This is a genomic window from Pseudomonas sp. A-R-19, from assembly GCF_019956575.1.
In the GTDB taxonomy this organism is placed as follows: domain Bacteria; phylum Pseudomonadota; class Gammaproteobacteria; order Pseudomonadales; family Pseudomonadaceae; genus Aquipseudomonas.
The window spans coordinates 1-24,976 of the sequence record NZ_JAHBDR010000086.1 but is presented as its reverse complement, the minus strand read 5'-3'; the positions used below and the strand labels follow the sequence as shown (position 1 = coordinate 24,976).

Here is a 24,976-nt window from a genome sequence, read left to right as displayed (position 1 = left end):
ACACCGCCAATCCTTATTTATCCAGCGTCAACCCATTGGCCGGCAATGGCAGCGCCGTTTTATAGCGCACCTGTTTGAGCGCAAAACTCGACCGGATGTTCGCCACCCCCGGCACTTTGGTCAGAAAGTCCATCATGAAACGCTCCAGCGACTGGATCGTCGGCACCAGAACCCGGATCAAGTAGTCCGGGTCGCCGGCCATCAAATAGCACTCCATCACCTCGGGGCGATCGGAAATCGCTTCTTCGAAATGCTGCAACGCCTCCTCCACCTGCTTCTCCAGGCTGACGTGAATGAACACGTTCACATGCAACCCCAGCAGGTCGGCATCCAGCAGCGTCACTTGCTCGCGAATCACCCCCAGTTCTTCCATGGCCTTGACCCGGTTGAAACACGGCGTCGGCGACAGGTTCACCGAACGCGCGAGATCGGCGTTGGTGATGCGTGCGTTCTCCTGAAGGCTGTTGAGAATGCCGATATCGGTACGGTCCAGTTTGCGCATGAGACAAAACCACCTGCTTTTTGTGTTTATGCAGGTTTTTTATCTGCAAATGATCTTTAGCGCAACGAAACAGAGAGAAATATTCTTCTTGGGCGGGCCTATGATTGTTGTAGGACAAGATTTCTTCTACCGAACGAAATCTGTCAGCTCACTACAAGAAATTCACAAGATCGAGCGTAGAAGCCATGACCCAAGCGTATGAACCGCTGCGCCTGCACGTCCCCGAACCCTCGGGCCGTCCCGGCTGTAAAACCGACTTCTCCTACCTGCATCTGACCGATGCCGGCACGGTGCGCAAACCCCCAATCGACGTTGAACCGGCTGACACGGCTGACCTGGCCCGTGGCCTGATTCGCGTGCTCGACGACCAGGGCAATGCCCTTGGGGCGTGGGCCGAAAACGTGCCGGTAGAGATCCTGCGCAAGGGCATGCGCGCCATGCTCAAGACCCGCATCTACGACAACCGCATGGTCGTCGCCCAGCGTCAGAAAAAGATGTCGTTCTACATGCAGAGCCTCGGCGAAGAAGCCATCGGTAGTGCCCAGGCCCTGGCCCTGAACATCGACGACATGTGCTTCCCGACCTACCGCCAGCAAAGCATCCTGATGGCCCGCGACGTACCGCTGGTCGACCTGATCTGCCAGCTGCTGTCCAACGAGCGCGATCCGCTCAAGGGACGTCAGTTGCCAATCATGTACTCGGTCAAGGAGTCCGGTTTCTTCACCATCTCCGGCAACCTCGCCACCCAGTTCATCCAGGGTGTGGGCTGGGGCATGGCCTCGGCGATCAAGGGCGACACCAAAATTGCCTCGGCCTGGATCGGCGACGGCGCTACCGCCGAATCGGACTTCCACACCGCCCTGACGTTCGCCCACGTGTACCGTGCGCCAGTGATCCTCAACGTGGTCAACAACCAGTGGGCAATCTCCACCTTCCAGGCGATTGCCGGTGGTGAAGCGACCACCTTCGCCGGTCGTGGCGTCGGTTGCGGCATTGCCTCCCTGCGGGTCGACGGCAACGACTTCTACGCTGTTTATGCCGCTTCCGCCTGGGCCGCCGAACGTGCCCGCCGCGGTCTGGGCCCGACCATGATCGAATGGGTCACCTACCGCGCCGGCCCGCACTCGACCTCCGATGATCCGTCGAAATACCGCCCTGCCGATGACTGGAGCCACTTCCCGCTGGGCGATCCGATCGCGCGGCTCAAGCAGCACCTGATCAAGGTCGGCCAGTGGTCCGAAGAGGAACACGCCGCCGTCAGCGCCGAGCTGGAAGCCGAAGTGATCGCCGCACAGAAAGAAGCCGAGCAATACGGCACCCTCGCCGGCGGCCAGATTCCAAGCGCCGCGACCATGTTCGAAGATGTCTACAAAGAGATGCCGGAGCACTTGAAGCGCCAGCGCCAAGAGTTGGGGATCTGACATGAACGATCACAACAACACTATCGAGCTAAGCACGGAAACCGCCATGACCACGACCACCATGACCATGATCCAGGCCCTGCGCTCGGCCATGGATGTGATGCTTGAACGTGACGACAACGTCGTGGTCTTCGGCCAGGATGTGGGCTACTTCGGCGGCGTGTTCCGCTGCACCGAAGGCCTGCAGAACAAGTACGGCACCTCGCGGGTGTTCGACGCGCCGATCTCCGAAAGCGGCATCGTCGGAGTCGCCGTGGGCATGGGCGCCTACGGACTGCGGCCGGTCGCCGAGATCCAGTTCGCCGACTACGTGTACCCGGCCTCCGACCAGATCATTTCCGAAGCTGCCCGCCTGCGTTATCGCTCGGCCGGCGAGTTCACTGCCCCGATGACCCTGCGCATGCCTTGTGGCGGCGGCATCTACGGTGGCCAGACCCACAGCCAGAGCATCGAGGCGATGTTCACCCAGGTCTGCGGCTTGCGCACGGTGATGCCGTCCAACCCGTACGACGCCAAGGGCCTGTTGATCGCTTCCATCGAAAACGATGACCCGGTGATCTTCCTTGAGCCGAAACGCCTGTACAACGGCCCGTTCGACGGTCACCACGACCGCCCGGTAACCCCGTGGTCGAAACACCCCGCCGCGCAAGTGCCGGACGGTTACTACACCGTGCCGCTGGATGTCGCCGCGATCACCCGTCCGGGCAAGGACGTCACCGTGCTGACCTACGGCACTACGGTCTACGTCTCGCAAGTCGCTGCCGAAGAATCCGGCGTCGATGCGGAAGTCATCGACCTGCGCAGCCTGTGGCCGCTGGACCTGGAAACCATTGTCAAATCCGTGAAGAAAACCGGCCGCTGCGTCGTGGTTCACGAAGCCACCCGCACCTGCGGTTTCGGCGCCGAACTGGTGGCGCTGGTGCAAGAGCATTGCTTCCACCACCTGGAAGCGCCGATCGAACGCGTCACCGGTTGGGACACCCCTTACCCGCACGCGCAAGAGTGGGCGTATTTCCCAGGGCCGTCCCGAGTGGGCGCGGCGTTGAAACGGGTCATGGAGGTCTGAATGGGCACGCACGTTATTAAAATGCCGGACATTGGTGAAGGCATTGCAGAAGTTGAATTGTCGGTATGGCACGTCAAGGTCGGCGACATGGTCGTCGAAGATCAGGTCCTGGCCGATGTGATGACGGATAAAGCGATGGTGGATATTCCGTCGCCGGTGCATGGCAAGGTCATCGCCCTTGGCGGCCAGCCAGGTGAAGTCATGGCGGTCGGCAGTGTGCTGATCAGCATTGAAGTCGAAGGCGCGGGCAACGTTAAGGAATCGGCGCAACCGGCCCCTGTGAAACCAACGCCTGTCGCAGCGCCGAAAGTCGAAGCCGTGGTGGAAAGCAAACCGGTCGCCGCCCCAGCGCCGAAAGCTGCCGTATGCCAGGGCCCGATGGTCGCTCGCGCAGCCGATGAACGCCCACTGGCTTCCCCGGCCGTGCGCAAGCATGCCCTGGACCTGGGCATCCAGCTGCGTCTGGTGCGTGGCAGCGGCCCGGCCGGTCGCGTGCTGCATGAAGACCTCGACGCCTACCTGGCCCAGGGTCAGTCGAATGCATCGACGGTCAGCAGCGGCTACACCCAGCGCACCGACGAACAGCAGATCCCGGTGATCGGCATGCGCCGCAAGATCGCCCAGCGCATGCAGGACGCCACCCAGCGCGCCGCCCACTTCAGTTATGTCGAAGAAATCGACGTCACCGCCGTGGAAGAGCTGCGCGCGCACCTCAACGAAAAACACGGCGCGACCCGCGGCAAGCTGACCTTGCTGCCGTTCCTGGTCCGCGCGATGGTCGTCGCCCTGCGCGACTTCCCGCAGATCAACGCCCGCTACGACGACGAAGCCCAGGTCATCACCCGCCTCGGCGCGGTGCATGTCGGCATCGCCACCCAGGCCGATATCGGTTTGATGGTGCCGGTGGTGCGTCACGCCGAAGCCCGCAGCCTGTGGGACAACGCGGCGGAAATTTCCCGCTTGGCCACTGCCGCACGCAATGGCAAGGCCAGCCGCGATGAACTGTCCGGCTCGAGCATCACCCTGACCAGCCTTGGCGCCTTGGGCGGCATCGTCAGCACGCCGGTGCTGAACCTGCCGGAAGTAGCGATCGTCGGCGTGAACAAGATCGTCGAACGGCCAATGGTGATCAAAGGCCAGATCGTGATCCGCAAGATGATGAACCTCTCCAGCTCCTTCGATCACCGCGTGGTCGACGGCATGGACGCGGCGCTATTCATCCAGGCCATCCGTGGCCTGCTCGAACAACCCGCCACGCTCTTTGTTGATTAAGCATTTGTGGAGAAAGTCATGCAAACTTTGAACACCACGCTGCTGATCATCGGCGGCGGCCCTGGCGGCTATGTGACGGCGATCCGTGCCGGTCAGCTTGGCATCCCGACCATTCTGGTGGAAGGCCAATCGTTGGGCGGTACCTGCCTGAACATCGGCTGCATTCCGTCCAAGGCACTGATTCACGTCGCCGAGCAGTTTCATCAGACCCGGCACCACCATCAGCTTTCGCCCCTGGGCATCAGCGTTTCCGCGCCGACGCTGGACATCACCAAGAGCGTCGAATGGAAAGACGGCATCGTCGATCGCCTGACCACCGGCGTCGCGGCGCTGCTGAAAAAGAACAAGGTCCAGGTCATTCAAGGCTGGGCCAAGGTGGTTGACGGTAAAACCATCGATGTTGGCGACACGCGCATTCTGTGCGAGCACCTGGTGCTGGCCACCGGTTCGAAAAGCGTGAACCTGCCGATATTGCCGATTGGCGGGCCGATCATCTCGTCCACCGAAGCCCTGGCGCCGACCTCCGTGCCAAAACGACTGATCGTGGTCGGGGGTGGCTACATCGGCCTGGAGCTGGGTATTGCCTACCGCAAGCTCGGCGCCGAAGTCAGCGTGGTGGAAGCGCAGGAGCGCATCCTGCCGGCCTACGACGCCGAACTGACTCAACCGGTACACGACGAGCTGAGAAAACTCGGCGTGAAGCTTTACTTGAAACATAGCGTGCAAGGCTTTGATTCAGAAGCAAATACCTTGCAAGTACTGGCCCCGAACGGCGCGACCCTGAACCTGGAAACCGATCAAGTGCTGGTGGCCGTCGGTCGCAAGCCGAACACCCTGGGCTGGAACCTCGAAGCGCTGAACCTGGACATGAACGGTTCGTCGATCAAGATCGACCACCGCTGCCAGACCAGCATGCGCAACGTCTATGCCATCGGTGACCTGAGCGGCGAACCGATGCTCGCGCACCGGGCCATGGCCCAGGGCGAAATGGTCGCCGAGCTGATCAGCGGCAAATCCCGCGAGTTCAACCCGACCGCCATCGCCGCCGTGTGCTTCACCGACCCGGAACTGGTGGTGGTCGGCAAGACCCCGGACGAGGCCAACGCCGCGGGTCTGGACTGCATCGTGTCGAGCTTCCCGTTCGCCGCCAACGGCCGGGCCATGACCCTGGAGTCGAAAAGCGGCTTCGTGCGCGTGGTCGCCCGTCGCGACAATCATGTGATTGTCGGCTGGCAGGCGGTGGGCGTCGGCGTATCGGAGTTGTCGACCGCGTTTGCGCAAAGCCTGGAAATGGGCGCGCGGCTGGAAGACATCGGCGGCACCATCCATGCGCACCCGACGCTGGGTGAGGCGGTGCAGGAAGCGGCGCTGCGTGCATTGGGGCATGCGTTGCATCTGTGATTCAGGGCGATTGATGGTGGCTGTAATGGCCTCTTCGCGAGCAAGTCGAATCGTCGCACCGCCGCTCCCACAGGGGGAATGCATTCCAAATGTGGGAGCGGGCTTGCTCGCGAATTCTCAAGGTCAATGCGAATTATCTGCCGATCAGCCGATAGTCTGGGCTGCGATTTAGCCCAAGAATGAAGTATTGTTGTGCCCATCCAAAAAACGTCAGAAGCCTTGAACCGTTTCGGCGGTTGTTAAGTGATAGAGGGTGTCATGGGTAACGAAAGCATCAATTGGGACAAGCTGGGTTTTGACTACATCAAGACCGACAAGCGCTATCTGTCGTACTTTCGCAATGGCGAGTGGGACAAAGGCACCCTGACCGAAGACAATGTGCTGCACATCAGCGAAGGCTCCACTGCCCTTCACTATGGCCAGCAATGCTTCGAAGGCATGAAGGCCTATCGTTGCAAGGACGGCTCGATCAACCTGTTCCGCCCGGACCAGAACGCCCTGCGCATGCAGCGCAGCTGCGCGCGCCTGCTGATGCCGCTGGTCGACACCGAGCAGTTCATCGAAGCCTGCAAGGAAGTGGTCCGTGCCAACGAGCGTTTCATTCCGCCGTACGGCACCGGCGGCGCGCTGTACCTGCGTCCGTTCGTGATCGGCGTGGGTGACAACATCGGCGTGCGTACCGCGCCGGAGTTCATCTTCTCGATCTTCTGCATCCCGGTTGGCGCCTACTTCAAGGGCGGCCTGACCCCGCACAACTTCCAGATCTCCAGCTACGACCGCGCCGCGCCACAGGGCACCGGTGCCGCCAAGGTCGGTGGCAACTACGCCGCCAGCCTGATGCCGGGCTCCAAGGCCAAGAAAGCCCACTTCGCCGACGCCATCTACCTGGATCCGATGACCCACACCAAGATCGAGGAAGTCGGTTCGGCCAACTTCTTCGGGATCACCCACGACAACAAGTTCGTGACCCCGAACTCGCCATCGGTACTGCCGGGCATCACCCGTCTGTCGCTGATCGAGCTGGCCAAGACCCGTCTGGGCCTGGAAGTGGTTGAAGGTGACGTGTTGATCGACAAGCTCTCCGACTTCAAGGAAGCCGGCGCTTGTGGTACCGCTGCGGTGATCACGCCGATTGGTGGCATCGACTACAACGACCACCTGCACGTGTTCCACAGCGAAACCGAAGTCGGCCCGGTCACCCAGAAGCTCTACAAAGAGCTGACCGGCGTGCAAACCGGCGACATCGAAGCGCCAGCGGGCTGGATCGTCAAGGTTTGACCTGACGCCAGACGCACAAAAGCCCCCCATCGAGTGATCGATGGGGGGCTTTTGTTTGCATTGTACTGACAAACCCACCACGCCCCCTGTGGGAGCGGGCTTGCTCGCGAAGGGGCCGTCAGATTCGACATCATCATTGCCTGACACACCGCTTTCGCGAGCAAGCCCGCTCCCACACTGGTTTTGTGTCGTTCGCAGATCTTGTGCGCCCTGTAAACCCCTGTGGGAGCGGGCTTGCCCGGGTAGAAACCGGAAAAATGCTATTGATCGTTAACGGACACCCCCGTTGTGGTCGGAGCCGCCGCAAGCGGTGATCTTTTCCCGTTACCTTCAACCAGCAGCGGCAACTCAAACCCAAACCGCCTCGCCATTTCCCTGCGCCCCAACGCCGTCAACGCCAGTGCCCGACTGTCCAGATCCTGCGTCACCCACTTGCGCTTGAGCGCCGTTTGCAGCAAGGCCGCGCCCAGCGATCCTCCCAGATGTGGTCGGCGCATGCTCCAGTCCAGGCACGGGCAGGCAAAGCGGCGGCGCAAGGTGCTCAAGTCCTGTACCTCGATCCCAAGCCCCTGAAACATTGCCGAACCACTGTCACTCAAGCGATAGGCCTGTTCGTCGGTTTCCTCCAGCCAGCCCGCTTCAAGCATCCGGTCATGCAACAGCACGGCCAGGGTGCCCGCCATGTGGTCGTAGCAGGTGCGGGCAAATTGCAGGCGATCCGGGGTACGCGACTGGAAGCCCGGCGCGGTGTTCTGGCCGATCACCATCAGCGCCTCCAGGGCCTGGGCCACGCGTTTGTCCGCGAGGCTGTAATAGCGGTGACGTCCCTGGACGTGCAGCCGCACCAGCGCCAGCTCCTTGAGTTTGGCCAGGTGGGCACTCGCGGTCGACGCGCTGACTTCGGCCACCGCCGCCAGTTCGGTACTGGTGCGGGCGTGGCCGTCCATTAGCGAACAGAGGATTTTCGTCCGCGCCGGCTCAGCGATGGCTGCCGCCACCTGCGAGACGCCGGTGTCGTGTTGTTCTGCGCTCATATTTCGCTCCCGGACGAATCAACAGCCTTTCGGACTGGAGATAGTAGCAATACTTTCCAACAACAAAAGGCTGTGACCCATGGACCCGATCATCGCTGCGACCCATTCCGATCCCTATCCCTACTACGCACAACTGCGTGCCGAGGGTGGGTTGGTTTTTTATCCGGGGCTGAACATGTGGCTGGCCAGCAGCGCCCAGGCGGTGGCCGCCGTGCTGGCGCATCCCGATTGCCACGTTCGACCGGCGCAGGAGCCAATCCCCAAGGCGATTGCCGACGGCATGGCCGGCCAGGTGTTCGGTCAATTGATGCGCATGAATGAGGGCGAGCGCCAGCGTTGCCCACGGGCGGCGATTGCGCCGGGGCTGGAATTGATCGATGCGCAGCAAGTCGAGGCCCTGGTCAGCGCCCGATTGATCACCGCCGACGCCGCTGGCCTGTACAACGCCATGTTCCGCGGACCGGTGTGCGTGGTGGCGGCGTTGCTGGGCTTCACCCCGGCCCAGGGTCGCGCCATCAGCGAACTGACGGCGGATTTCGTGGCCTGCCTGTCGCCCCTGAGCAGCCCCGCACAACTGGCTGCCGCCCATGCCGCCGCCGAACAGTTGAGCGGTTACTTCATCGAATTGCTCGACGATCCGCACAACCACAGCCATCTGCTTGCAGGAATCCGCCAGCGCTTCGCCGCCGACGCAACGCCATCGTTGATCGCCAACCTGATCGGCCTGTTCTCCCAAACCTTCGAGGCCACGGCCGGGCTGATCGGCAACGCCGTGCTGGCACTGATTCAACACCCGCCGTTGCGCAGTGATTCAACCCACATCGAAGACCTGGTGGCGGAAGTGCAGCGCTTCGACCCGCCGGTACAGAACACCCGCCGCTTCGTCGCCGCCCCCTGCGAGATTGACGGCGTGGCTCTGAATGCCGGTGATGTGATCCTGGTGCTGCTGGCCTCGGCCAATCGCGACCCACAACTCAACGACAACCCCGACGCATTCCTGCTCGAACGCCCGAACCGGCGCAGCTTCACTTTTGGTGCGGGGCGCCATCAATGTCCGGGGCAAACACTGGCGTTGAGCATTGCTGGCGCTACCGTCCGGCAAATTCTGGCGATGCAGCCGGCACTGGATCGCCTGACCTGGCGTTACCGCCCGTCCGCCAATGGACGAATTGCGCTGTTCTCGGATTGGCCAGCCGCGTGATCGACGATCAGCCCAACTGCCCAACCCGTGCAGCATCCGGCCAGAACAACGCCGCCTGCCCCACCCGCTCACCGTGTTGATTGATGAGCGTCCACACCTTGCCTTCATGAATCATGAAGGCATTCCCTTGCCGATCCACCCGATAGCCACTGTAACCATGAGCAATGCCATGGGCCGTGACCTGCTCCAGCAGGGTCTGGCGCACCGCGCGATCCAGTGGCGAGGCGCTGAAGCGTGACGGCATGCCCAGAAACTCCGGGCGCGGGTACTTGAAGCAGGCCAGCGCCTGTTCATTGGCGTAGAAAAACACAGGATCGTCTTCAGTGCCGTGGGCCAGCAGACTGTAGGGCGCGTGGGCGTGCAACCAGTGCAGGCGTTCCAGTGCGGTCAGCGACTGCGGCGCTGGCAGGTGTTCGCCGGTCCAGTGCCGATAGGACTCGTCCAGCAGTTCGATGGCCGTGGCGTATTCATCGTTGCGCAACATGCATTCTCCCTGACAAACGCGGTCAATCATCCCGCGTCAGCACTTCCAGCAATTCAATTTCGAAGATCAGGTTCGAATTCGGCGTGATCTTGCCCATGGTGCGTTCGCCATAGGCCAGGTGCGCCGGCACCAGCAATTTGCGCTTGCCACCGACCTGCATGCCCATGATGCCCTGGTCCCAGCCCTTGATGACCCGCCCGGTGCCGATCACGCACTGGAAGGGTTTGCCACGGCTGTAGGAGGAGTCGAATTCAGTCCCGTCCTCCAACCAGCCACGGTACTGGGTGGTGATCAGTGCGCCTTTTACGGCGGCTTTTCCTTCACCCAACTGAAGATCGATTACCTGAAGCTCGTCATTCATTGAATTCACTCGTATGCTCACTCGCCCTCAAGGGCCTGATGGGCGCCGTTTTCCCAGATTTGCCCGCGATTGGCAACCATTGCCGTCTCCGCGCGCGGCGATTAAAGCTGTTTGCTGAACTAAGATAATCAACTACGACCCGTACGGTTCAACGCCCTGATGGCCATGCCCGAATGATCATGCTATGGACCAGCGCCATCCTTGGTTTTATGACGCTCACCCTGATCGTCGTGTTGATCTGGCGCGTACGCTTGCTGCAAAAGCAACTGGCGCAGTACCGCACGATCATCAATAACCTGTCCGAAGGCCGGAAGATCCACCAGGATGGCGACGCCGAGCGCTTCAAGCGCAGCCAGTATTTCGCTCGCATCGGCACTTGGGATTGGGATGTCGACACCGACCGTTTGTACTGGTCAGATGCCATTTTCGGCATGTTCGGCTTCAAGATCGGCGAAGTCACGCCCTCTTATGCGCTGTTCTGCTCCTGCGTGCACCCGGACGACCGGCTCAGGGTTCGCGCCGGCGAACTGCGCTGCCTGGAAACCGGCGAAAACCATGATGAGGAATACCGCGTGGTCTGGCCCGACGGCACGATCCGCTGGCTGCGCGAAACCGGCAACGTGGTCAAGAACGACCATGAAGAAACGATCAAGATGATGGGCGTGGTACGCGACATCACCGAAGAAAAGGCCTCGGCCAGCTACCTCAAGCACCTGGCCCATTTCGACCCGCTGACCGGCCTGCCCAATCGCCTGGTGCTCGAAGAGCGCCTGTCCGAAGCGCTGGAGCAGGCGCGCATCAGCGCCACGCGGGTGGCCCTGGTGTTTGTCGATCTCAATGGCTTCAAGGTCATCAATGACCGCTATGGTCATGCGGCCGGCGACCGCGTGCTGGTCACTACCGCGACACGACTCAAGCGCATTCTGCGTGGCACCGACACCGTCGCCCGGATCGGTGGCGACGAATTCGTGGTCATCCTCCAGGACTTGCCCCAAGGCAAAAACCTGCAAGACGAAGCGCGCACCATCTGCCAGAAAATCTTCGTCGAGCTCTCCCCGCCCATCACCATCGGCAACGACCAGCGCCACATCGGCACCAGCCTGGGCGTCGCGGTGTTCCCCGATCACGCGCCGAGCATCGACCGCCTGCTGCACATTGCCGACCTGGCGATGTATGAAGCCAAGCGCAGCGGGAACAATCAGTATCGATTGGGCACCGACAGCGTGGTGCGAGCACATAGCCAATAGTCTATCCCCACGCAGGCATTGATCCACTTCACACATCAATGCATGCCAACAATGCAATTAACATATCGATAGCCCTGCTCCACTATCCGCCTCAATAAGAACCGTGCGCCGCATCCAACCGGCGCGCGTCATAAAAGCGGTGGAGTACAGGTCAATGACAGCATCAATCCAACGGTCCGCGACTACCGGTCGCTCCCGGGCCAGCGCGATCTTCCGGGTCACCTCGGGCAATTTCCTCGAACAGTTCGACTTCTTCCTTTTTGGCTTCTATGCCACGCAGATCGCTGCCGTGTTCTTTCCGGCCAGCAGCGAATTCGCCTCGCTGATGATGACCTTCGCGGTGTTCGGCGCAGGCTTCCTGATGCGTCCGCTGGGCGCGGTGGTACTGGGTGCTTACATCGATGACGTGGGCCGGCGCAAAGGCTTGATCCTGACCCTGTCGATCATGGCCAGCGGCACCATTCTGATTGTGCTGGTGCCCGGTTACGAAACCATCGGCTTGTTCGCCCCGGCCCTGGTGCTGATCGGGCGGCTGCTGCAGGGCTTTTCCGCCGGTGCGGAACTGGGTGGCGTGTCGGTGTACCTGGCCGAAATCGCCACGCCCGGCCACAAGGGATTCTTCACCAGCTGGCAGTCGGGCAGCCAGCAAGTGGCGATCATCGTCGCCGCTGCGCTGGGTTACGCCTTGAACCAGTGGATGGCACCGAGTGTGATTGCCGACTGGGGCTGGCGGATTCCGTTCTTCGTCGGCTGCATGATTGTGCCCTTCATTTTCCTGTTGCGCCGCAACCTGGAAGAAACCGAAGAATTCGCCACCCGTAAACATCGCCCGAGCATGGGTGAAGTGTTCCGTACCCTGGGGCAAAACTGGCTGATCGTGTTCGCCGGCATGATGATGGTCGCGCTGACCACCACCGCGTTCTACCTGATCACGGTGTACGCACCGACCTTCGGTAAAACCGTGCTGCACCTGAGCACGTCCGATGCGCTGCTGGTGACCTTGCTGGTCGGCGTTTCGAACTTCATCTGGCTGCCGATTGGCGGCGCGCTCTCGGACCGTATCGGTCGACGCCCGGTGTTGATCGCCATGGCGTTGCTGGCCATCGCCACCACCTATCCGATGCTGACCTTTCTGGTCAACGCGCCCAGCTTCATGCACATGCTGCTGGTGCTGTTGTGGCTGTCGTTCATCTACGGCCTGTACAACGGCGCGATGATCCCGGCGCTCACGGAGATCATGCCCGTGGAGGTTCGGGTGGCCGGCTTCTCCCTCGCCTATAGCCTGGCCACGGCCGTGTTCGGCGGGTTCACCCCGGCGATGTCGACCTTGTTGATCCAGTACACCGGCGACAAGGCCGCGCCCGGTTACTGGATGAGCTTTGCAGCACTGTGCGCGCTGTGCGCGACGCTGATGCTCTATCGCCGCGCCTCGAATCATCTGCATCCGGTGGCGTCGTGAACCTGCCCTTTGTCGAGACCATGACCATGAAGAAACCGTTCAAATTCGCCGCCCTCGTGTTGGCGGCCACCTTTGGCCTGAGCAACCTGGCCCAGGCTGAAGAGGTCCGTGTGATGACCTCCGGCGGTTTCACCGCGGCCTACAAGATCCTCGGCCCGAAGTTCGCCGCCGCCACCGGCAACACCCTCGACACCGCGCTCGGCCCCTCCATGGGCAAGGCCCCGGAGGCGATTCCCAATCGCCTGGCCCGCGGTGAGCAAGCCGACGTAGTGATCATGGTCGGCTACGCCCTGGATGATCTGATCAAACAAGGCAAAGTCGACGCTGCTTCTCGGGTCGAACTGGCCGACTCGCGCATTGGCCTGGTGGTGCGCGAAGGTGCGCCGAAGCCGGACATCAGCAATGTCGAGGGCCTGAAAAAGACCCTGCTCGAGGCGAAATCGGTGGCCTACTCCGACAGTGCCAGCGGCGTTTACATCGAGCAGCAGCTGTTCAAACGCCTGGGGATCGAAGACCAGCTCAAGCCCAAATCGACGATGGTGCCGAAAATCCCCGTGGGCTCGGTGGTTGCCACTGGCGACTATCAATTGGGTTTCCAGCAGGTCAGCGAATTGTTGCCGGTGCCGGGGGTGAGTTTCGTGGCGAAGATTCCGGAGTCAGTGCAGTCGGTCACCCGGTTTGCCGCCGGTATCCCGGTAGGCGCCCGGCACCCGGCCGAAGCCAAGGCCTTGCTGGAATACCTGGCCTCGGCCCAGGCGCAAGCGGACGTGAAAGCGACCGGGCTGGACTCGGTCAGCCGTTGACCGACGGCTGCACGACTTTCATTTCTACCACCAGCCGTTCCAGCTCCAGTGCCGCCGGGGTCAGGGTTCGACCCCGGCGCTTGATCAGACCGACGCTACGCATCACTTGCGGATCGGTCAACGGCACCCGCGTCAGGATCGGATGATCCGCCGCCGGCATCGCCATCAACGGCACCGCCGCCACCCCCAACCCTGCCTCCACCAGACCGATCATGGTGGTCACGTGCCGGGTTTCGCAGATGCTCGGCCGCTGCGGCACCACCCCGGTCAGCGCCTGGTCCAGCAGAAAACGGTTGCCCGAGGTTTTATCCAGCGAGATGTAATCCTGCTGATAAAACTCGTCCCAGGTCACGCTGCTGCGCCCCGCCAGCGGATGATCGCGCCGGCATGCCACGACATACCCTTCTTGCACCAGGGGCTCGAAATCCACTTCGGCTTCCAGGGTGCCCATGAAACTCAGGCCGAAATCCGCCTCGCCATTGACCACCGCACTCAACACTTCGTGGGCACTGGAATCGAGCACCTTGACCTTGATCCGCGGAAACTGGCGGTGATAGTGCGCGATCACCCGCGGCATGAAGTAATACGCCGCCGACGGCACACAGGCGACCGTGACGTGGCCAAGCCGGGTCGAAGCGACTTCACTGATGCCCAGCAACGCCACGTCCAGATCGTCCAGCAGGCGTTCGACGCTGGGCATGAAACCTCGTCCTGCCTGGGTCAGGCTGACCTTGCGCGTGGTGCGTTCGAACAGCCGCACGCCAAGGGCGTCTTCGAGCTTTTCGATGCGCCGGCTCAAGGCGGGCTGGGAAATGCGCACCGCATCGGCGGCCTTGCGAAAGCTGCCCTGCTCGACCACGGCACGGAAGGCTTGCAGGTCATTGAGGTCGAAGTTGATCGCCATGGAGTTACTCGGCAACGAAGCGGATTGATCAGCTAATTCTATAAATGTAACTAATTAATGCAAATTGTAACATCTGCGTCCGAGCGCTTTGCTGACGCCGAAAGGCTCAACCTTTATTCTTGTCACCCCCGCTGTCCCGAGTCCTGGAGTTTCGCCCATGCCCCATGAAGGCAACCTGCTACAAGCCGCTGTCGTGTTTCTGCTGGCGGCCGTGCTCATCGTCCCCTTGGCCAAGCGCCTGCAACTGGGGGCGGTGCTGGGCTACCTGTTCGCCGGAGTGGTCATCGGCCCATCGGTGCTGGGCCTGATCGACAACCCGCAAAGCGTCGCGAACATTTCCGAGCTCGGCGTGGTGTTGCTGCTGTTCATCATCGGCCTGGAGCTGTCGCCGCGCCGCCTGTGGGTGATGCGCAAATCAGTGTTCGGCGTGGGGCTGGCGCAGGTGCTGCTGACTGGCACGGTGATCGGCGTGGTGGCGCTGTGGCTGTTTGGCCAGCCGCTGAACACCGCGATCGTCCTCGGCCTGGGCCTGGCGCTGTCGTCCACGGCGTTCGGCCTGCAAAGCCTGGCCGAACGCAAGGAACTGACCAGCCCCCATGGGCGGCTGGCGTTCGCGATCCTGCTGTTTCAGGACATCGCCGCGATCCCGTTGATCGCCATGGTGCCGTTGCTTGCCGGCGGCGATCACAGCACCACCGCCAGTGAAGACTTGAACCACGGCCTGCAAGTGCTGGTCAGCATCGCCGTGGTGGTGATCGGCGGGCGTTATCTGTTGCGGCCGGTGTTTCGCGTGGTGACCAAGACCGCGTTGCCGGAGGTCTCCACCGCCACGGCGTTGCTGGTGGTGATCGGCACCGCATGGTTGATGGAGCTGGCCGGTATTTCCATGGCCCTGGGCGCCTTCCTCGCTGGCCTGCTGCTGGCGGACTCCGAATATCGACATGAACTGGAAGCCCAGATCGAACCGTTCAAGGGCCTGTTGCTTGGGCTGTTTTTCATCAGCGTCGGCATGGGCGCGAACCTGAGCCTGCTGCTGAGCATGCCGTTCGCAGTGCTGGGCCTGACCCTGCTGCTGATCGCGATCAAGCTGCCGCTGCTGTTTATTGTCGGTCGCCTGGCCGGCGGCTTGAAGCAGGTCAGCGCGATCCGCCTGGGTATCGTGCTGGCGGCCGGTGGTGAATTTGCCTTCGTGGTGTTCAAGATCGGTCGCGATCACGGGCTGTTCGCGGCACAACTGTATGACTTGCTGGTGCTGACCATCACCCTGTCCATGGCGGTGACGCCACTGTTGCTGCTGGTTTGCGCACGCCTGGCCAGCCCGAAAGTGCAACCGGTGGAAGTGCCGGAGAAGTTCCGCGAAATCGACGCCGACGCGCCACGGGTGGTGATCGCCGGCATGGGCCGCATGGGCCAGATCGTTGCGCGGATTTTGCGCGCGCAGAACATCAAGTTCGTGGCCCTCGACACTTCGGTGGAAACCATCGAACTGTCGCGCAGTTTTGGTGGCGTGCCGGTGTTTTATGGCGACCCGATGCGCCCGGAAATCCTCAGCGCGGCCAAGGTCGGGGAAGCCGAGTATTTCGTGATCGCCACCGACGACCCGGACACCAACATCAAGACCGCCGAACTGGTGCGCAAGCTCTACCCGCATATGAAAATCATCGCCCGTGCCCGCAACCGCCAGCATGTGCACCGGCTGATGGACGTTGGCGCTCACGCCGTGCGCGAGACCTTTTATTCGAGCCTGGAAATGAGCCGGCAAACCCTGATTGGGTTGGGATTGACCCAGGCCCAGGCGGATGCGCGGATCAAGCGTTTCAAGCAGCACGACGAAGAGGTGCTGGAAGCCCAGCATGCGGTGTATGACGACGCGGTGAAAGTGATGCAGACGGCGCAGGAAGCGCGGGTGGAATTGGCCAGGTTGTTTGAGTCGGATCAGTTGCAGGAGCAGGCAGGTACAAAATGAGGTGAATTCGAGGGCCTCATCGCCGGCAAGCCGGGTCCTACAAATTCATCGCAACCCTGTAGGAGCTGGCTTGCCAGCGATGAACGATAACGCGGTGTGATGGAATAACCACAATTTCAAAGGAACCACCATGACTGACCAACCTGCCCCCGCCCTCAAGGAAATCTTCAACGCCGAGCGCCTCAAGCACATCGCCACCGAGATGACGGCGGTGTATCCCGAATTCGACGGTAAAAAATTCCTCAAGCTGGCCCAATCCGGCCTGGCCGACCTCAGCGTCATGCAGCGCATGGCCCGGGTCAGCGAATGCCTGCACGCGGTATTACCGCTGGACTACGCGGCATCGTTGCAGGTGCTGCGCGCCCTCGCCCCGCGCCTGAACAGCGGTTTCGTCAGCATGTGCCTGCCGCACTACGTCGCCCGCTACGGCGCCCATGCGTTCGAGCAGTCGATGGACGCGCTGAAGTACTTCACCACCTTCGGCTCCTCGGAATTCGCGATCCGCCATTTTCTGCGCAGCGACCTCGAGCGCTCGCTCAAGCTGATGCACGACTGGTCGCTGGATGACAACGAACACGTACGGCGCCTGGCCAGTGAAGGCTGCCGGCCACGCCTGCCCTGGTCATTCCGGCTGGAGCCGGTTCAGGCCGATCCGACACTCGCCGCGAAGATCCTCGACAACCTCAAGGCCGACACCAGCCTGTACGTGCGCAAGTCCGTGGCCAACCACCTCAACGACATCACCAAGGATCACCCCGACTGGGTGCTGGACCTGATCGAAGGCTGGTCGCTGGACAACCGGCACAGCGCATGGATCGCCAGACACGCCCTGCGCAGCCTGATCAAACAGGGCAACCAGCGGGCACTGGCGATTATCGGCGCCGGCGGCAAGCCTGAAGTCGAGATCGTCGATGTGAAGGTCGAACCTCCGGTGATTGGCCTGGGAGAAAAAATCACCCTGTCGTTTGCCGTCAGATCCACCGTTGAAAGCAGCCAGCGCCTGGTGATCGACTACGCCATCGATTACGTCAAGGCCAATGGCAGCACCTCGGCGAAGGTATTCAAGCTCAAGGCGCTGACGCTGCCCGGCAACGCCGTCGAAGCCGTCAGCCGTAGTCAGCAGATCAAGGAACTCACCACCCGCAAGCATTATGCGGGGCGCCATGCCGTGCATGTCATGGTCAATGGTGAGCGGTTGGCCAGCACGGCGTTCGAGATTCTCGGTTAAACCATTAGATCAATTGTGAATCTACCGACGCCTTCGCGAGCCAGCCCGCTCCCACAGGGGAACGCATTCCAATGAGGGAGCGGCGGTGCGACGATTCGACTTGCTCGCGAAGGCGTCAGCTCAGGCAGCGCCCAACAACACCCCCTGCTCCCGCTCACACAACTCCACCACATAATCCCACATCACCCGCAGCCGCACCGACTTGTGCAGTTCCCGACGAGTACTGATCCAGTAGCTGCGCTGGATGCTTTCGTCCGGCAGCAGCGGCACCAGGTCCGGATCGGCGCTGGCCATGTAGCACGGCAGCACGGCAATCCCCAGGCCTGAGCGCGCCGCCTGTTGCTGGGCGATCACACTGGTGCTGTGAAACACCACCTGCGGGTTGCGGCAGAAGCTGTTGAGGAACATCAGTTCCTGGCTGAACAGCAAGTCATCGACGTAACCGATCCAGGCGTGGCGCCCCAGGTCCTCGCGACTGCGCAACGGCGGCGAACGGTCGAGGTAGTCCTGGCTGGCATAGAGCGCCAGGCGATAGTCGGTGAGTTTGCGGGTGACCAGCATGTCGGCGAACGGGCGTTCCAGGTGGATGCTGATTTCCGCCTCGCGGTTGAGGATGCTGACAAAACGCGGCACCGCCACCAGTTCCACCTCCAACCCCGGATAACGTTCGAACAAGCCGTTCATGCGACTGGCCAGGAACATGATGCCCAGGCCTTCGGTGACCCCGACGCGGATCTTGCCCAGCGGCGCGGTGGACTGGGTGATTTCCTCCTGGGCCAACAGCGCGACGTTCTCCATGGCCTCGGCGTGTTTAAGCAACGCCTCGCCGGCCGGGGTCATCTCATAACCCTGGGCATGCTGGACGAACAGCGCCGTGCCGAGGCTCTTTTCGATGGCCTCGATGTGCCGCGCCACGGTGGCGTGGGTGGTGTTCAGTCGGCGGGCCGCCGTGAGCAAACGCCCACTGCGCTGCAACTCGAGAAAAAACCGCAGGTCATTCCAGTCGAACATCAATCGTCCTTGTTCGTTGCCGTTCGGGATGCTGTTTAAAAACGCACAGCGGCTGCGCAAAAACTAACATTCTTTTGACGAAAGCTAACAACTAGGATGACAGACAACAAGAACAACAAAACGAGGTCAGGGATGCAGGCTTCCCTAGATGAGTACGATTACATCGTGGTCGGGGCCGGGCCGGCCGGGTGTCTGCTGGCCAATCGACTGTCGGCCAACCCGCAACATCGCGTATTGCTGCTCGAAGCCGGCGGCCGCGACAACTATGCGTGGATTCACATCCCCGTGGGCTACCTGTTCTGCATCGGCAACCCGCGCACCGACTGGTGCTTCAAGACCGAAGCGCAACCCGGCCTGCAAGGTCGCGCCCTGAGCTACCCGCGTGGCAAGGTACTGGGCGGCTGCTCCTCGATCAACGGCATGATCTACATGCGCGGCCAGGCCGGCGACTACGATAGCTGGGCCGCCGACGGCAATCCTGGCTGGAGCTGGCGAGACGTGTTGCCGCTGTTTAAACAGAGTGAAAATCACTTTGCCGGCGCCGCCGAATTTCACGGCGCCGCGGGCGAATGGCGGGTCGAACGCCAGCGCCTGTCTTGGCCGATTCTCGATGCGTTCCGCAGCGCCGCCGAACAAAGCGGCATCGCCAGCATCGATGACTTCAACCAGGGCGACAACGAAGGTTGCGGCTACTTCCAGGTCAATCAGAAGGCCGGCATCCGCTGGAACGCGGCCAAGGCGTTTCTCAAACCGGTACGCCAGCGTCCCAATCTCACTGTACTGACCGGGGTCGAAGTCGACCGCGTGCTACTGGACAATGGCCGCGCCTCAGCGGTCAGCGCCCGTTGGCAAGGCCAGGCGAAAACCTTCAAGGCACGCAAGGAAATCATCCTCTGTGCAGGCTCGGTGGGTTCGCCAGGCATCCTCCAACGCTCCGGCATCGGCCCGCGTCCGCTGTTGGAGCGATTGGGCATCGGCGTCGCTCATGAGCTACCCGGTGTGGGTGGCAACCTGCAGGATCACCTGCAACTGCGGCTGATCTACCAGCTGGAAAATGCCCGCACCCTGAACCAGATTGCCGGCAGCCTGTGGGGCAAGATGGGCATGGGCCTGCGCTACCTGTATGACCGCAGCGGTCCACTGTCCATGGCGCCGAGCCAGTTGGGCGCCTTTGCCCGCTCGGGGCCGGAACAGACCTGCGCCAACCTCGAATATCACGTGCAGCCGCTGTCGCTGGAGCGCTTTGGCGAGCCGCTGCATGCGTTCCCGGCGTTCACCGCATCGGTCTGTGATTTGCGTCCGCAAAGCCGTGGCCGGGTCGATATCCGCTCGGCTGACCCGCAAGAAGCACCGCTGATCCAGCCCAACTACCTCAGCCACCCCGAAGACCTGCGAGTCGCCGCCGACGCCATTCGCCTGACCCGGCGCATCGTTGCCGCCCCGGCCCTGCGTGCCTTCAACCCGGTGGAATACCTGCCCGGCGCCAGCCTGCAAAGCGAAGAACAACTGCACGAAGCCGCCGCGCGCATCGGCACGACGATTTTCCATCCGGTGGGCACCTGCCGCATGGGCAACGACGCCGACGCCGTGGTCGATGCGCAACTCAAGGTCCACGGGATCCCCGGCCTGCGCATTGCCGACGCCTCGATCATGCCGCGCATCACCTCGGGCAACACCTGCTCGCCGACGCTGATGATTGCGGAGAAGGCTGCGCAGATGATTCTCAACCCAGACGCAAGGAAACTCACTCAACCCATGGAGCTGGCAGCAAACATCTGAACACGGACAAATGTAGGAGCCGGCTTGCTGGCGATTGCGGCGAATCAGTCAACATTGATTTCGCGCCAGACAACGTCATCGCCAGCAAGCCGGCTCCTACACAAACGAATACACCCGATGCATCGATGTAGCGGCACCAGCCCACAAGGCCGGCGCCGACAGTGGAACAACAAAAACAATCACTGTGAGGGATACCGGTATGTCAGAACACGTTCAGCCCCTGGAAGCCGTGCGCAGCGCGGGCACCAGCCAGGAAACCCAGAAAGTCATCTTTGCCTCGTCCCTCGGGACAGTCTTCGAGTGGTACGACTTTTTCCTCTATGGCGCCCTCGCGGCGGTGATCAGCAAGCAGTTCTTCGCTGGGGTCAACGACACCACGGCGTTCATCTTCGCGCTGATGGCCTTCGCCGCCGGCTTCATCGTGCGGCCGTTCGGCGCGTTGGTGTTCGGTCGGTTGGGGGACATGATCGGGCGCAAGTACACCTTCCTCGCGACCATCATCCTCATGGGCCTGGCGACGTTCTGCGTCGGGCTGCTGCCGACCTATGCGAGCATCGGCATCGCCGCGCCGATCATCCTGGTGGTGCTGCGCATGCTCCAGGGCCTGGCCCTGGGCGGTGAATACGGCGGCGCCGCGACCTATGTCGCCGAGCACGCACCGATCGGCAAGCGCGGCTTCCACACCAGCTGGATTCAATCCACCGCGACCCTGGGCCTGTTGCTCTCGCTGCTGGTAGTGCTGGGCTGCCGCTACTTCACCGGCGACCAGTTCGAAGTCTGGGGCTGGCGCATTCCGTTCCTGTTTTCCATCGTGCTGCTGGGCATCTCGACCTGGATTCGCATGAGCCTGCACGAGTCGCCGGCCTTCGTGAAAATGAAGGAGGAAGGCAAGCTGTGCAAGCAGCCGATCCGCGACTCCTTCGGCAAATGGGAAAACCTCAAGGTGGTGTTGATCGCCCTGTTCAGCATCAATGCCGGGCAAGCGGTGACCTTCTACGCCGCGCAATTCTATGTGCTGTTTTTCCTCACCCAGTTCCTGAAAATGGACCCGGCCGTGGCCAACGGCTTGCTGATTGTCAGCGTGACCATTGGCGCCCCCTTCTTCATTTTCTTTGGCTGGCTGTCGGACAAGGTCGGGCGTAAACCGGTGCTGATGCTCGGCCTGTTGCTGGCCACCGCATTGTACTTCCCGATCTTCAAGACCCTGGCCCACTACGCCAACCCGGCCATCGACCAGGCCAGCCGCCAGGCACCGATCACCGTGATGGCCGACCCGGCCACCTGCACCTTCCAGTTCGATCCGGTGGGCAAGGCGAAATTCGACAGCCCGTGCGACAAGGTCAAGACCTTCCTGGTCAAGCAGGGCCTGCCCTACCAGAGCGCAGCGGCCCCGGCCGGCAGTGCCGTGCAGGTCAGCGTCGGTGACGTGAAGATCGATGGTTTCGACGAAGCCGCCCTGCGCGGTGCCGTGACCCTCGCCGGGTACCCGCAACAGGCGGACATGCAGCAGATCAACAAGCCGATGATCGTCGCGCTGATCGTCGCGCTGATCATCATCTCGGCGATGTGCTACGGCCCGCTCGCTGCGTTGATGGTCGAACTGTTCCCGACCCGCATCCGCTACACCTCGATGTCCCTGCCCTACCACATCGGCAACGGCTGGTTCGGCGGCTTCCTGCCGACGGTGTCGTTCGCGCTGGTGGTGTACACCGGGGACATCTTCTACGGGCTGTGGTATCCGGTGGTGATCACCGGGGTAAGCCTGGTGGTGGGGATGATTTGCCTGCGTGAGACACGCAACGTCGATCTCGACAAGAACTGAGGTCATGCCTGCCGACGAGGGAGCTTGCTCCCTCGTCGCGTTGATCAGACTTCGGCGTCAAGCAGCTCGAACTTCACCTGATCCGGGTAGAACGCCAGATACCCGCGGATCTGCTCTACCGACACCTTGGGGTCTTCGTAGCTCCACACCGCATTGGCGCTTTCATGCCCCGGCACCTGCAAACTGAAATAACTGGCATCGCCTTTGTACGGGCAATAGCTGGTGTGGTCGGTGCGGGCGTAATACTTCTCGTCGATATCCTCTCGCGGCACGTAGTACACCGGCGGGTAGTTGGCCTCCAGCAACACCAGCGCGCGAGCCGAAGCGGCGACCTGAATGCCGTGGAACCTCACCAATAGACAACCAGGCTGCTCGGCGATGGTGATGACAGGGCTAGGACCGGAGCTTTTCATGGAAAACGTTCCTCATGACGGTGATGGACCTGCAAATCGATGATGATGGTGGTGGTGTGGGAGCGTGGCTTGCCCGCGATGGGCTGCACAGCAGCCCCAAAACCTGAAACCACGATTCATCAGGTATAACCCAAGTTTTACCCTCGCGACGGCTTCACAGCCGAACGGGAGCGACACACCAAGCTGTACATCCATACAGATAAAGATTGCCCCATCGCCCATCAACCGCCATTCTGTCCACCTCTGACTCATTGATCGACGATGGTGGTTATGCGGCTGTACCTCTGTGAAAAACCCTCCCAGGCCAAAGACATTGCGGCAGTACTCGGCGCCAGGCGCCGGGGCGACGGCTGTTGGCTGGGAACGGACGTCACGGTGACCTGGTGCATCGGCCACCTGCTGGAAACCGCGCCACCGGATGCGTACGACGCGCGCTACAAGCGCTGGGTACTGGCCGACCTGCCGATCATCCCCGAAAAGTGGAAGATGACCGTCAAGCCGCGCACCGCCAGCCAGTACAAGACGGTCAAGCGCCTGCTCGGTGAAGCGTCCGAACTGATCATCGCCACGGACGCCGACCGCGAGGGCGAAATGATTGCCCGGGAACTGGTGGAACATTGCCGCTATCGCGGGCCGATCCGCCGCCTCTGGTTGTCGGCACTGGACGATGCGTCAATCCGCAAGGCCCTCGCGGCCCTCAAACCGGGCAACGAAACCTTCAGCCTTTATCACTCGGCCCTGGGTCGCTCCCGGGCCGACTGGCTGATCGGCATGAACATGAGCCGGCTGTTCACCTTGCTGGGGCGCCAGTCCGGCTATCAGGGTGTGTTGCCGGTGGGCCGGGTGCAGACGCCGACCTTGCGCCTGGTGGTGGATCGCGATCGCAGCATCGCCGACTTTGTGCCCGTCGCCTATTGGGCGATCGATGTGCAACTGCTGCACAACGGCACCGCCTTCACCGCGCAGTGGCGCGCCGCGTCCGACGTTTGTGACGATCAGGACCGCTGCCTGAATCAGGCGCTGGCACAACAAGCAGCGGCGGCCATGCGCGGCGCGGCCAGTGCGCGGGTGATCAAGCTGCGCACCGAACGGATGCGCGAAGTAGCCCCGCTGCCGTTCGACCTGGGCACCCTGCAGGAAGTCTGCTCGAAGAAGCTCGGCCTCGGCGCCCAGGAAACCCTGGACATCGCCCAGGCGCTGTACGAAACCTACAAAGTCATCACCTATCCGCGCAGTGATTGCGGCTACCTGCCCCTCAGCCAGCACAGCGAGGCGCCGGCCATCCTGGCGGCGTTGCGCCAGGCCGATCCGGCGTTGAACGCCTTGCACGACCACCTGGAGCCGCAACGCCGTTCACGGGCCTGGAACGATGCCAAGGTCAGCGCCCACCACGGCATCATCCCCACCGCTGCGGCAAAGAATCTCGACAAGCTGGCGGGCAAGCAGCGCGCGGTCTACACGCTGATCCGCGCGCGCTACCTGGCGCAGTTCCTGCCCAATCACGAATACGATCGCACCCAGGCTGACTTCGATTGCGCCGGCGAAGCCTTGCGCGCGGTCGGCAAGCAGATCATCGAACCGGGCTGGAAACGCGCCCTGCCCGAAGCGCTGGCACCGGCCAAGGGGCGCGAAGCTCCCGCACCGCAAACACTGCCCAATCTCGCCGAAGGCATCGATTGCGCAGTGGCGGGCGTGCAACTCAAGGACCTCTGGACGCAACCGCCGAAGCCGTTCACCGAAGGCGATCTGATCAAGGCCATGAAGAACGTCGCCAAACTGGTGGACGACCCGCTGCTCAAGCAAAAGCTCAAGGACACCACCGGCATCGGCACCGAAGCGACCCGCGCGTCGATCATCCAGGGCCTGCTCGACCGTGGTTATCTGGTCAAGCACGGCAAGGCCCTGGCCGCCACACCGGCCGCGTTCAGCCTGATCGATGCCGTGCCACGGGCCATCGCCGATCCGGGCACCACGGCGATCTGGGAACAGGCCCTGGACATGGTGCAAAGCGGGGAAATGAGCCTGGAAGAGTTCGTCACCAAACAGGCGGCGTGGATGAGCAAGCAGGTCAGTCGCTGTGCCGGGCTGAACCTGACCATCAGCGGTCCGCCGCCGACCGGCAGCGCTGCAGCCCCCTGGAAGAAAAAGCGCAAAGGCACTGCGCGCAAACCAGCAAGCGGCACCAGGCGCAAGGCAAAACCGGCAAGCAACCCTCAAACCTGACACCGAACCCTGTGGCGAGGGGGCTTGCCCCCGTTGGGCTGCGAAGCGGCCTCCTGATTCCTTAAGGCATACCGAGCTGTCAGGATTTACGGCCGCTTCGC

At 62.0% G+C, this 24,976-nt stretch carries 21 protein-coding genes; 14 read left to right on the top strand and 7 right to left on the bottom strand.

From position 1 onward, the window contains the following. Positions 1-13 precede the first annotated feature (13 nt). Positions 14-502: a Bkd operon transcriptional regulator BkdR gene (bkdR, locus tag KGA88_RS24805; RefSeq protein WP_046037311.1), complete on the bottom strand. Its 489-nt coding sequence runs from the start codon at positions 500-502 to the stop codon at positions 14-16. 185 nt (positions 503-687) lie between these two features. Between bkdR and KGA88_RS24800 the strand changes: the two genes are divergently transcribed. From KGA88_RS24800 to KGA88_RS24780, 5 genes are all read left to right on the top strand, one after another. After that, the gene (locus KGA88_RS24800) at positions 688-1,923 is read left to right on the top strand and encodes a 3-methyl-2-oxobutanoate dehydrogenase (2-methylpropanoyl-transferring) subunit alpha (RefSeq protein ID WP_110659431.1); all 1,236 of its coding nucleotides are present in this window, start codon (positions 688-690) and stop codon (positions 1,921-1,923) included. Between the two features lies 1 nt (position 1,924). Further along, positions 1,925-2,989 carry an alpha-ketoacid dehydrogenase subunit beta gene (locus KGA88_RS24795; RefSeq protein WP_103393722.1) on the top strand — a complete coding sequence of 355 codons (1,065 nt, stop codon included), beginning with the start codon at positions 1,925-1,927 and terminating at the stop codon, positions 2,987-2,989. Next, positions 2,990-4,261 carry a dihydrolipoamide acetyltransferase family protein gene (locus KGA88_RS24790; protein WP_110659432.1) on the top strand — a complete coding sequence of 424 codons (1,272 nt, stop codon included), beginning with the start codon at positions 2,990-2,992 and terminating at the stop codon, positions 4,259-4,261. A gap of 18 nt (positions 4,262-4,279) precedes the next feature. Then, positions 4,280-5,662 (top strand): dihydrolipoyl dehydrogenase, encoded by a 1,383-nt coding sequence (gene lpdA / locus KGA88_RS24785; RefSeq protein WP_110659433.1) that lies wholly within the window; start codon positions 4,280-4,282, stop codon positions 5,660-5,662. Positions 5,663-5,920: 258 nt separating this feature from the next. After that, positions 5,921-6,940: a branched-chain amino acid aminotransferase gene (locus tag KGA88_RS24780; protein ID WP_110659434.1), complete on the top strand. Its 1,020-nt coding sequence runs from the start codon at positions 5,921-5,923 to the stop codon at positions 6,938-6,940. Between the two features lie 260 nt (positions 6,941-7,200). On the opposite strand, the gene KGA88_RS24775 is transcribed toward KGA88_RS24780, so the two are convergent. After that, complete coding sequence (locus tag KGA88_RS24775; RefSeq protein ID WP_223594817.1) at positions 7,201-7,974, bottom strand: ArsR/SmtB family transcription factor; 774 nt, start codon at positions 7,972-7,974, stop codon at positions 7,201-7,203. Between the two features lie 79 nt (positions 7,975-8,053). Between KGA88_RS24775 and KGA88_RS24770 the strand changes: the two genes are divergently transcribed. Continuing rightward, the gene (locus KGA88_RS24770) at positions 8,054-9,175 is read left to right on the top strand and encodes a cytochrome P450 (RefSeq protein WP_223594815.1); all 1,122 of its coding nucleotides are present in this window, start codon (positions 8,054-8,056) and stop codon (positions 9,173-9,175) included. Positions 9,176-9,182: 7 nt separating this feature from the next. On the opposite strand, the gene KGA88_RS24765 is transcribed toward KGA88_RS24770, so the two are convergent. Further along, the gene (locus KGA88_RS24765) at positions 9,183-9,659 is read right to left on the bottom strand and encodes an MEKHLA domain-containing protein (protein ID WP_181432014.1); all 477 of its coding nucleotides are present in this window, start codon (positions 9,657-9,659) and stop codon (positions 9,183-9,185) included. Positions 9,660-9,681: 22 nt separating this feature from the next. Then, positions 9,682-10,020 carry an FKBP-type peptidyl-prolyl cis-trans isomerase gene (locus tag KGA88_RS24760; protein WP_110658650.1) on the bottom strand — a complete coding sequence of 113 codons (339 nt, stop codon included), beginning with the start codon at positions 10,018-10,020 and terminating at the stop codon, positions 9,682-9,684. Between the two features lie 173 nt (positions 10,021-10,193). Here KGA88_RS24760 and KGA88_RS24755 point away from each other — a divergent pair, with 173 nt between their 5' ends. The 3 genes from KGA88_RS24755 to KGA88_RS24745 all read left to right on the top strand — a co-directional run bounded on the left by KGA88_RS24755 (position 10,194) and on the right by KGA88_RS24745 (position 13,529). Continuing rightward, positions 10,194-11,267: a sensor domain-containing diguanylate cyclase gene (locus KGA88_RS24755; protein WP_223594813.1), complete on the top strand. Its 1,074-nt coding sequence runs from the start codon at positions 10,194-10,196 to the stop codon at positions 11,265-11,267. Positions 11,268-11,421: 154 nt separating this feature from the next. Further along, complete coding sequence (locus tag KGA88_RS24750; RefSeq protein WP_110658647.1) at positions 11,422-12,726, top strand: MFS transporter; 1,305 nt, start codon at positions 11,422-11,424, stop codon at positions 12,724-12,726. A 26-nt stretch (positions 12,727-12,752) separates the two neighbouring features. Next, on the top strand, positions 12,753-13,529 hold the full coding sequence (locus KGA88_RS24745) for a substrate-binding domain-containing protein (RefSeq protein WP_223594832.1): 777 nt from the start codon (positions 12,753-12,755) through the stop codon (positions 13,527-13,529). Here KGA88_RS24745 and KGA88_RS24740 read toward each other — a convergent pair. Continuing rightward, positions 13,519-14,433: a LysR family transcriptional regulator gene (locus KGA88_RS24740; RefSeq protein WP_110658645.1), complete on the bottom strand. Its 915-nt coding sequence runs from the start codon at positions 14,431-14,433 to the stop codon at positions 13,519-13,521. The two genes, KGA88_RS24745 and KGA88_RS24740, sit on opposite strands and share 11 nt — an antisense overlap. 157 nt (positions 14,434-14,590) lie before the next feature. Here KGA88_RS24740 and KGA88_RS24735 point away from each other — a divergent pair, with 157 nt between their 5' ends. Continuing rightward, positions 14,591-16,399 carry a monovalent cation:proton antiporter-2 (CPA2) family protein gene (locus KGA88_RS24735; protein WP_110658643.1) on the top strand — a complete coding sequence of 603 codons (1,809 nt, stop codon included), beginning with the start codon at positions 14,591-14,593 and terminating at the stop codon, positions 16,397-16,399. A gap of 130 nt (positions 16,400-16,529) precedes the next feature. Beyond that, complete coding sequence (locus tag KGA88_RS24730) at positions 16,530-17,627, top strand: DNA alkylation repair protein (protein WP_223594811.1); 1,098 nt, start codon at positions 16,530-16,532, stop codon at positions 17,625-17,627. Between the two features lie 120 nt (positions 17,628-17,747). On the opposite strand, the gene KGA88_RS24725 is transcribed toward KGA88_RS24730, so the two are convergent. Further along, positions 17,748-18,638 (bottom strand): LysR family transcriptional regulator, encoded by an 891-nt coding sequence (locus tag KGA88_RS24725; RefSeq protein WP_223594809.1) that lies wholly within the window; start codon positions 18,636-18,638, stop codon positions 17,748-17,750. A gap of 132 nt (positions 18,639-18,770) precedes the next feature. Here KGA88_RS24725 and KGA88_RS24720 point away from each other — a divergent pair, with 132 nt between their 5' ends. Both KGA88_RS24720 and KGA88_RS24715 read left to right on the top strand, forming a co-directional pair. Next, positions 18,771-20,417, top strand: coding sequence for a GMC family oxidoreductase (locus KGA88_RS24720; RefSeq protein WP_223594807.1), 1,647 nt, complete (start codon positions 18,771-18,773; stop codon positions 20,415-20,417). Positions 20,418-20,616: 199 nt separating this feature from the next. Continuing rightward, complete coding sequence (locus KGA88_RS24715) at positions 20,617-22,239, top strand: MFS transporter (protein WP_223594805.1); 1,623 nt, start codon at positions 20,617-20,619, stop codon at positions 22,237-22,239. Between the two features lie 44 nt (positions 22,240-22,283). Here KGA88_RS24715 and KGA88_RS24710 read toward each other — a convergent pair whose 3' ends face one another. Further along, positions 22,284-22,652 carry a DUF427 domain-containing protein gene (locus tag KGA88_RS24710; RefSeq protein ID WP_223594803.1) on the bottom strand — a complete coding sequence of 123 codons (369 nt, stop codon included), beginning with the start codon at positions 22,650-22,652 and terminating at the stop codon, positions 22,284-22,286. A 270-nt stretch (positions 22,653-22,922) separates the two neighbouring features. Here KGA88_RS24710 and KGA88_RS24705 point away from each other — a divergent pair, with 270 nt between their 5' ends. Next, positions 22,923-24,875 carry a DNA topoisomerase III gene (locus KGA88_RS24705; RefSeq protein ID WP_263296253.1) on the top strand — a complete coding sequence of 651 codons (1,953 nt, stop codon included), beginning with the start codon at positions 22,923-22,925 and terminating at the stop codon, positions 24,873-24,875. The last annotated feature ends 101 nt before the right edge of the window (positions 24,876-24,976 follow it).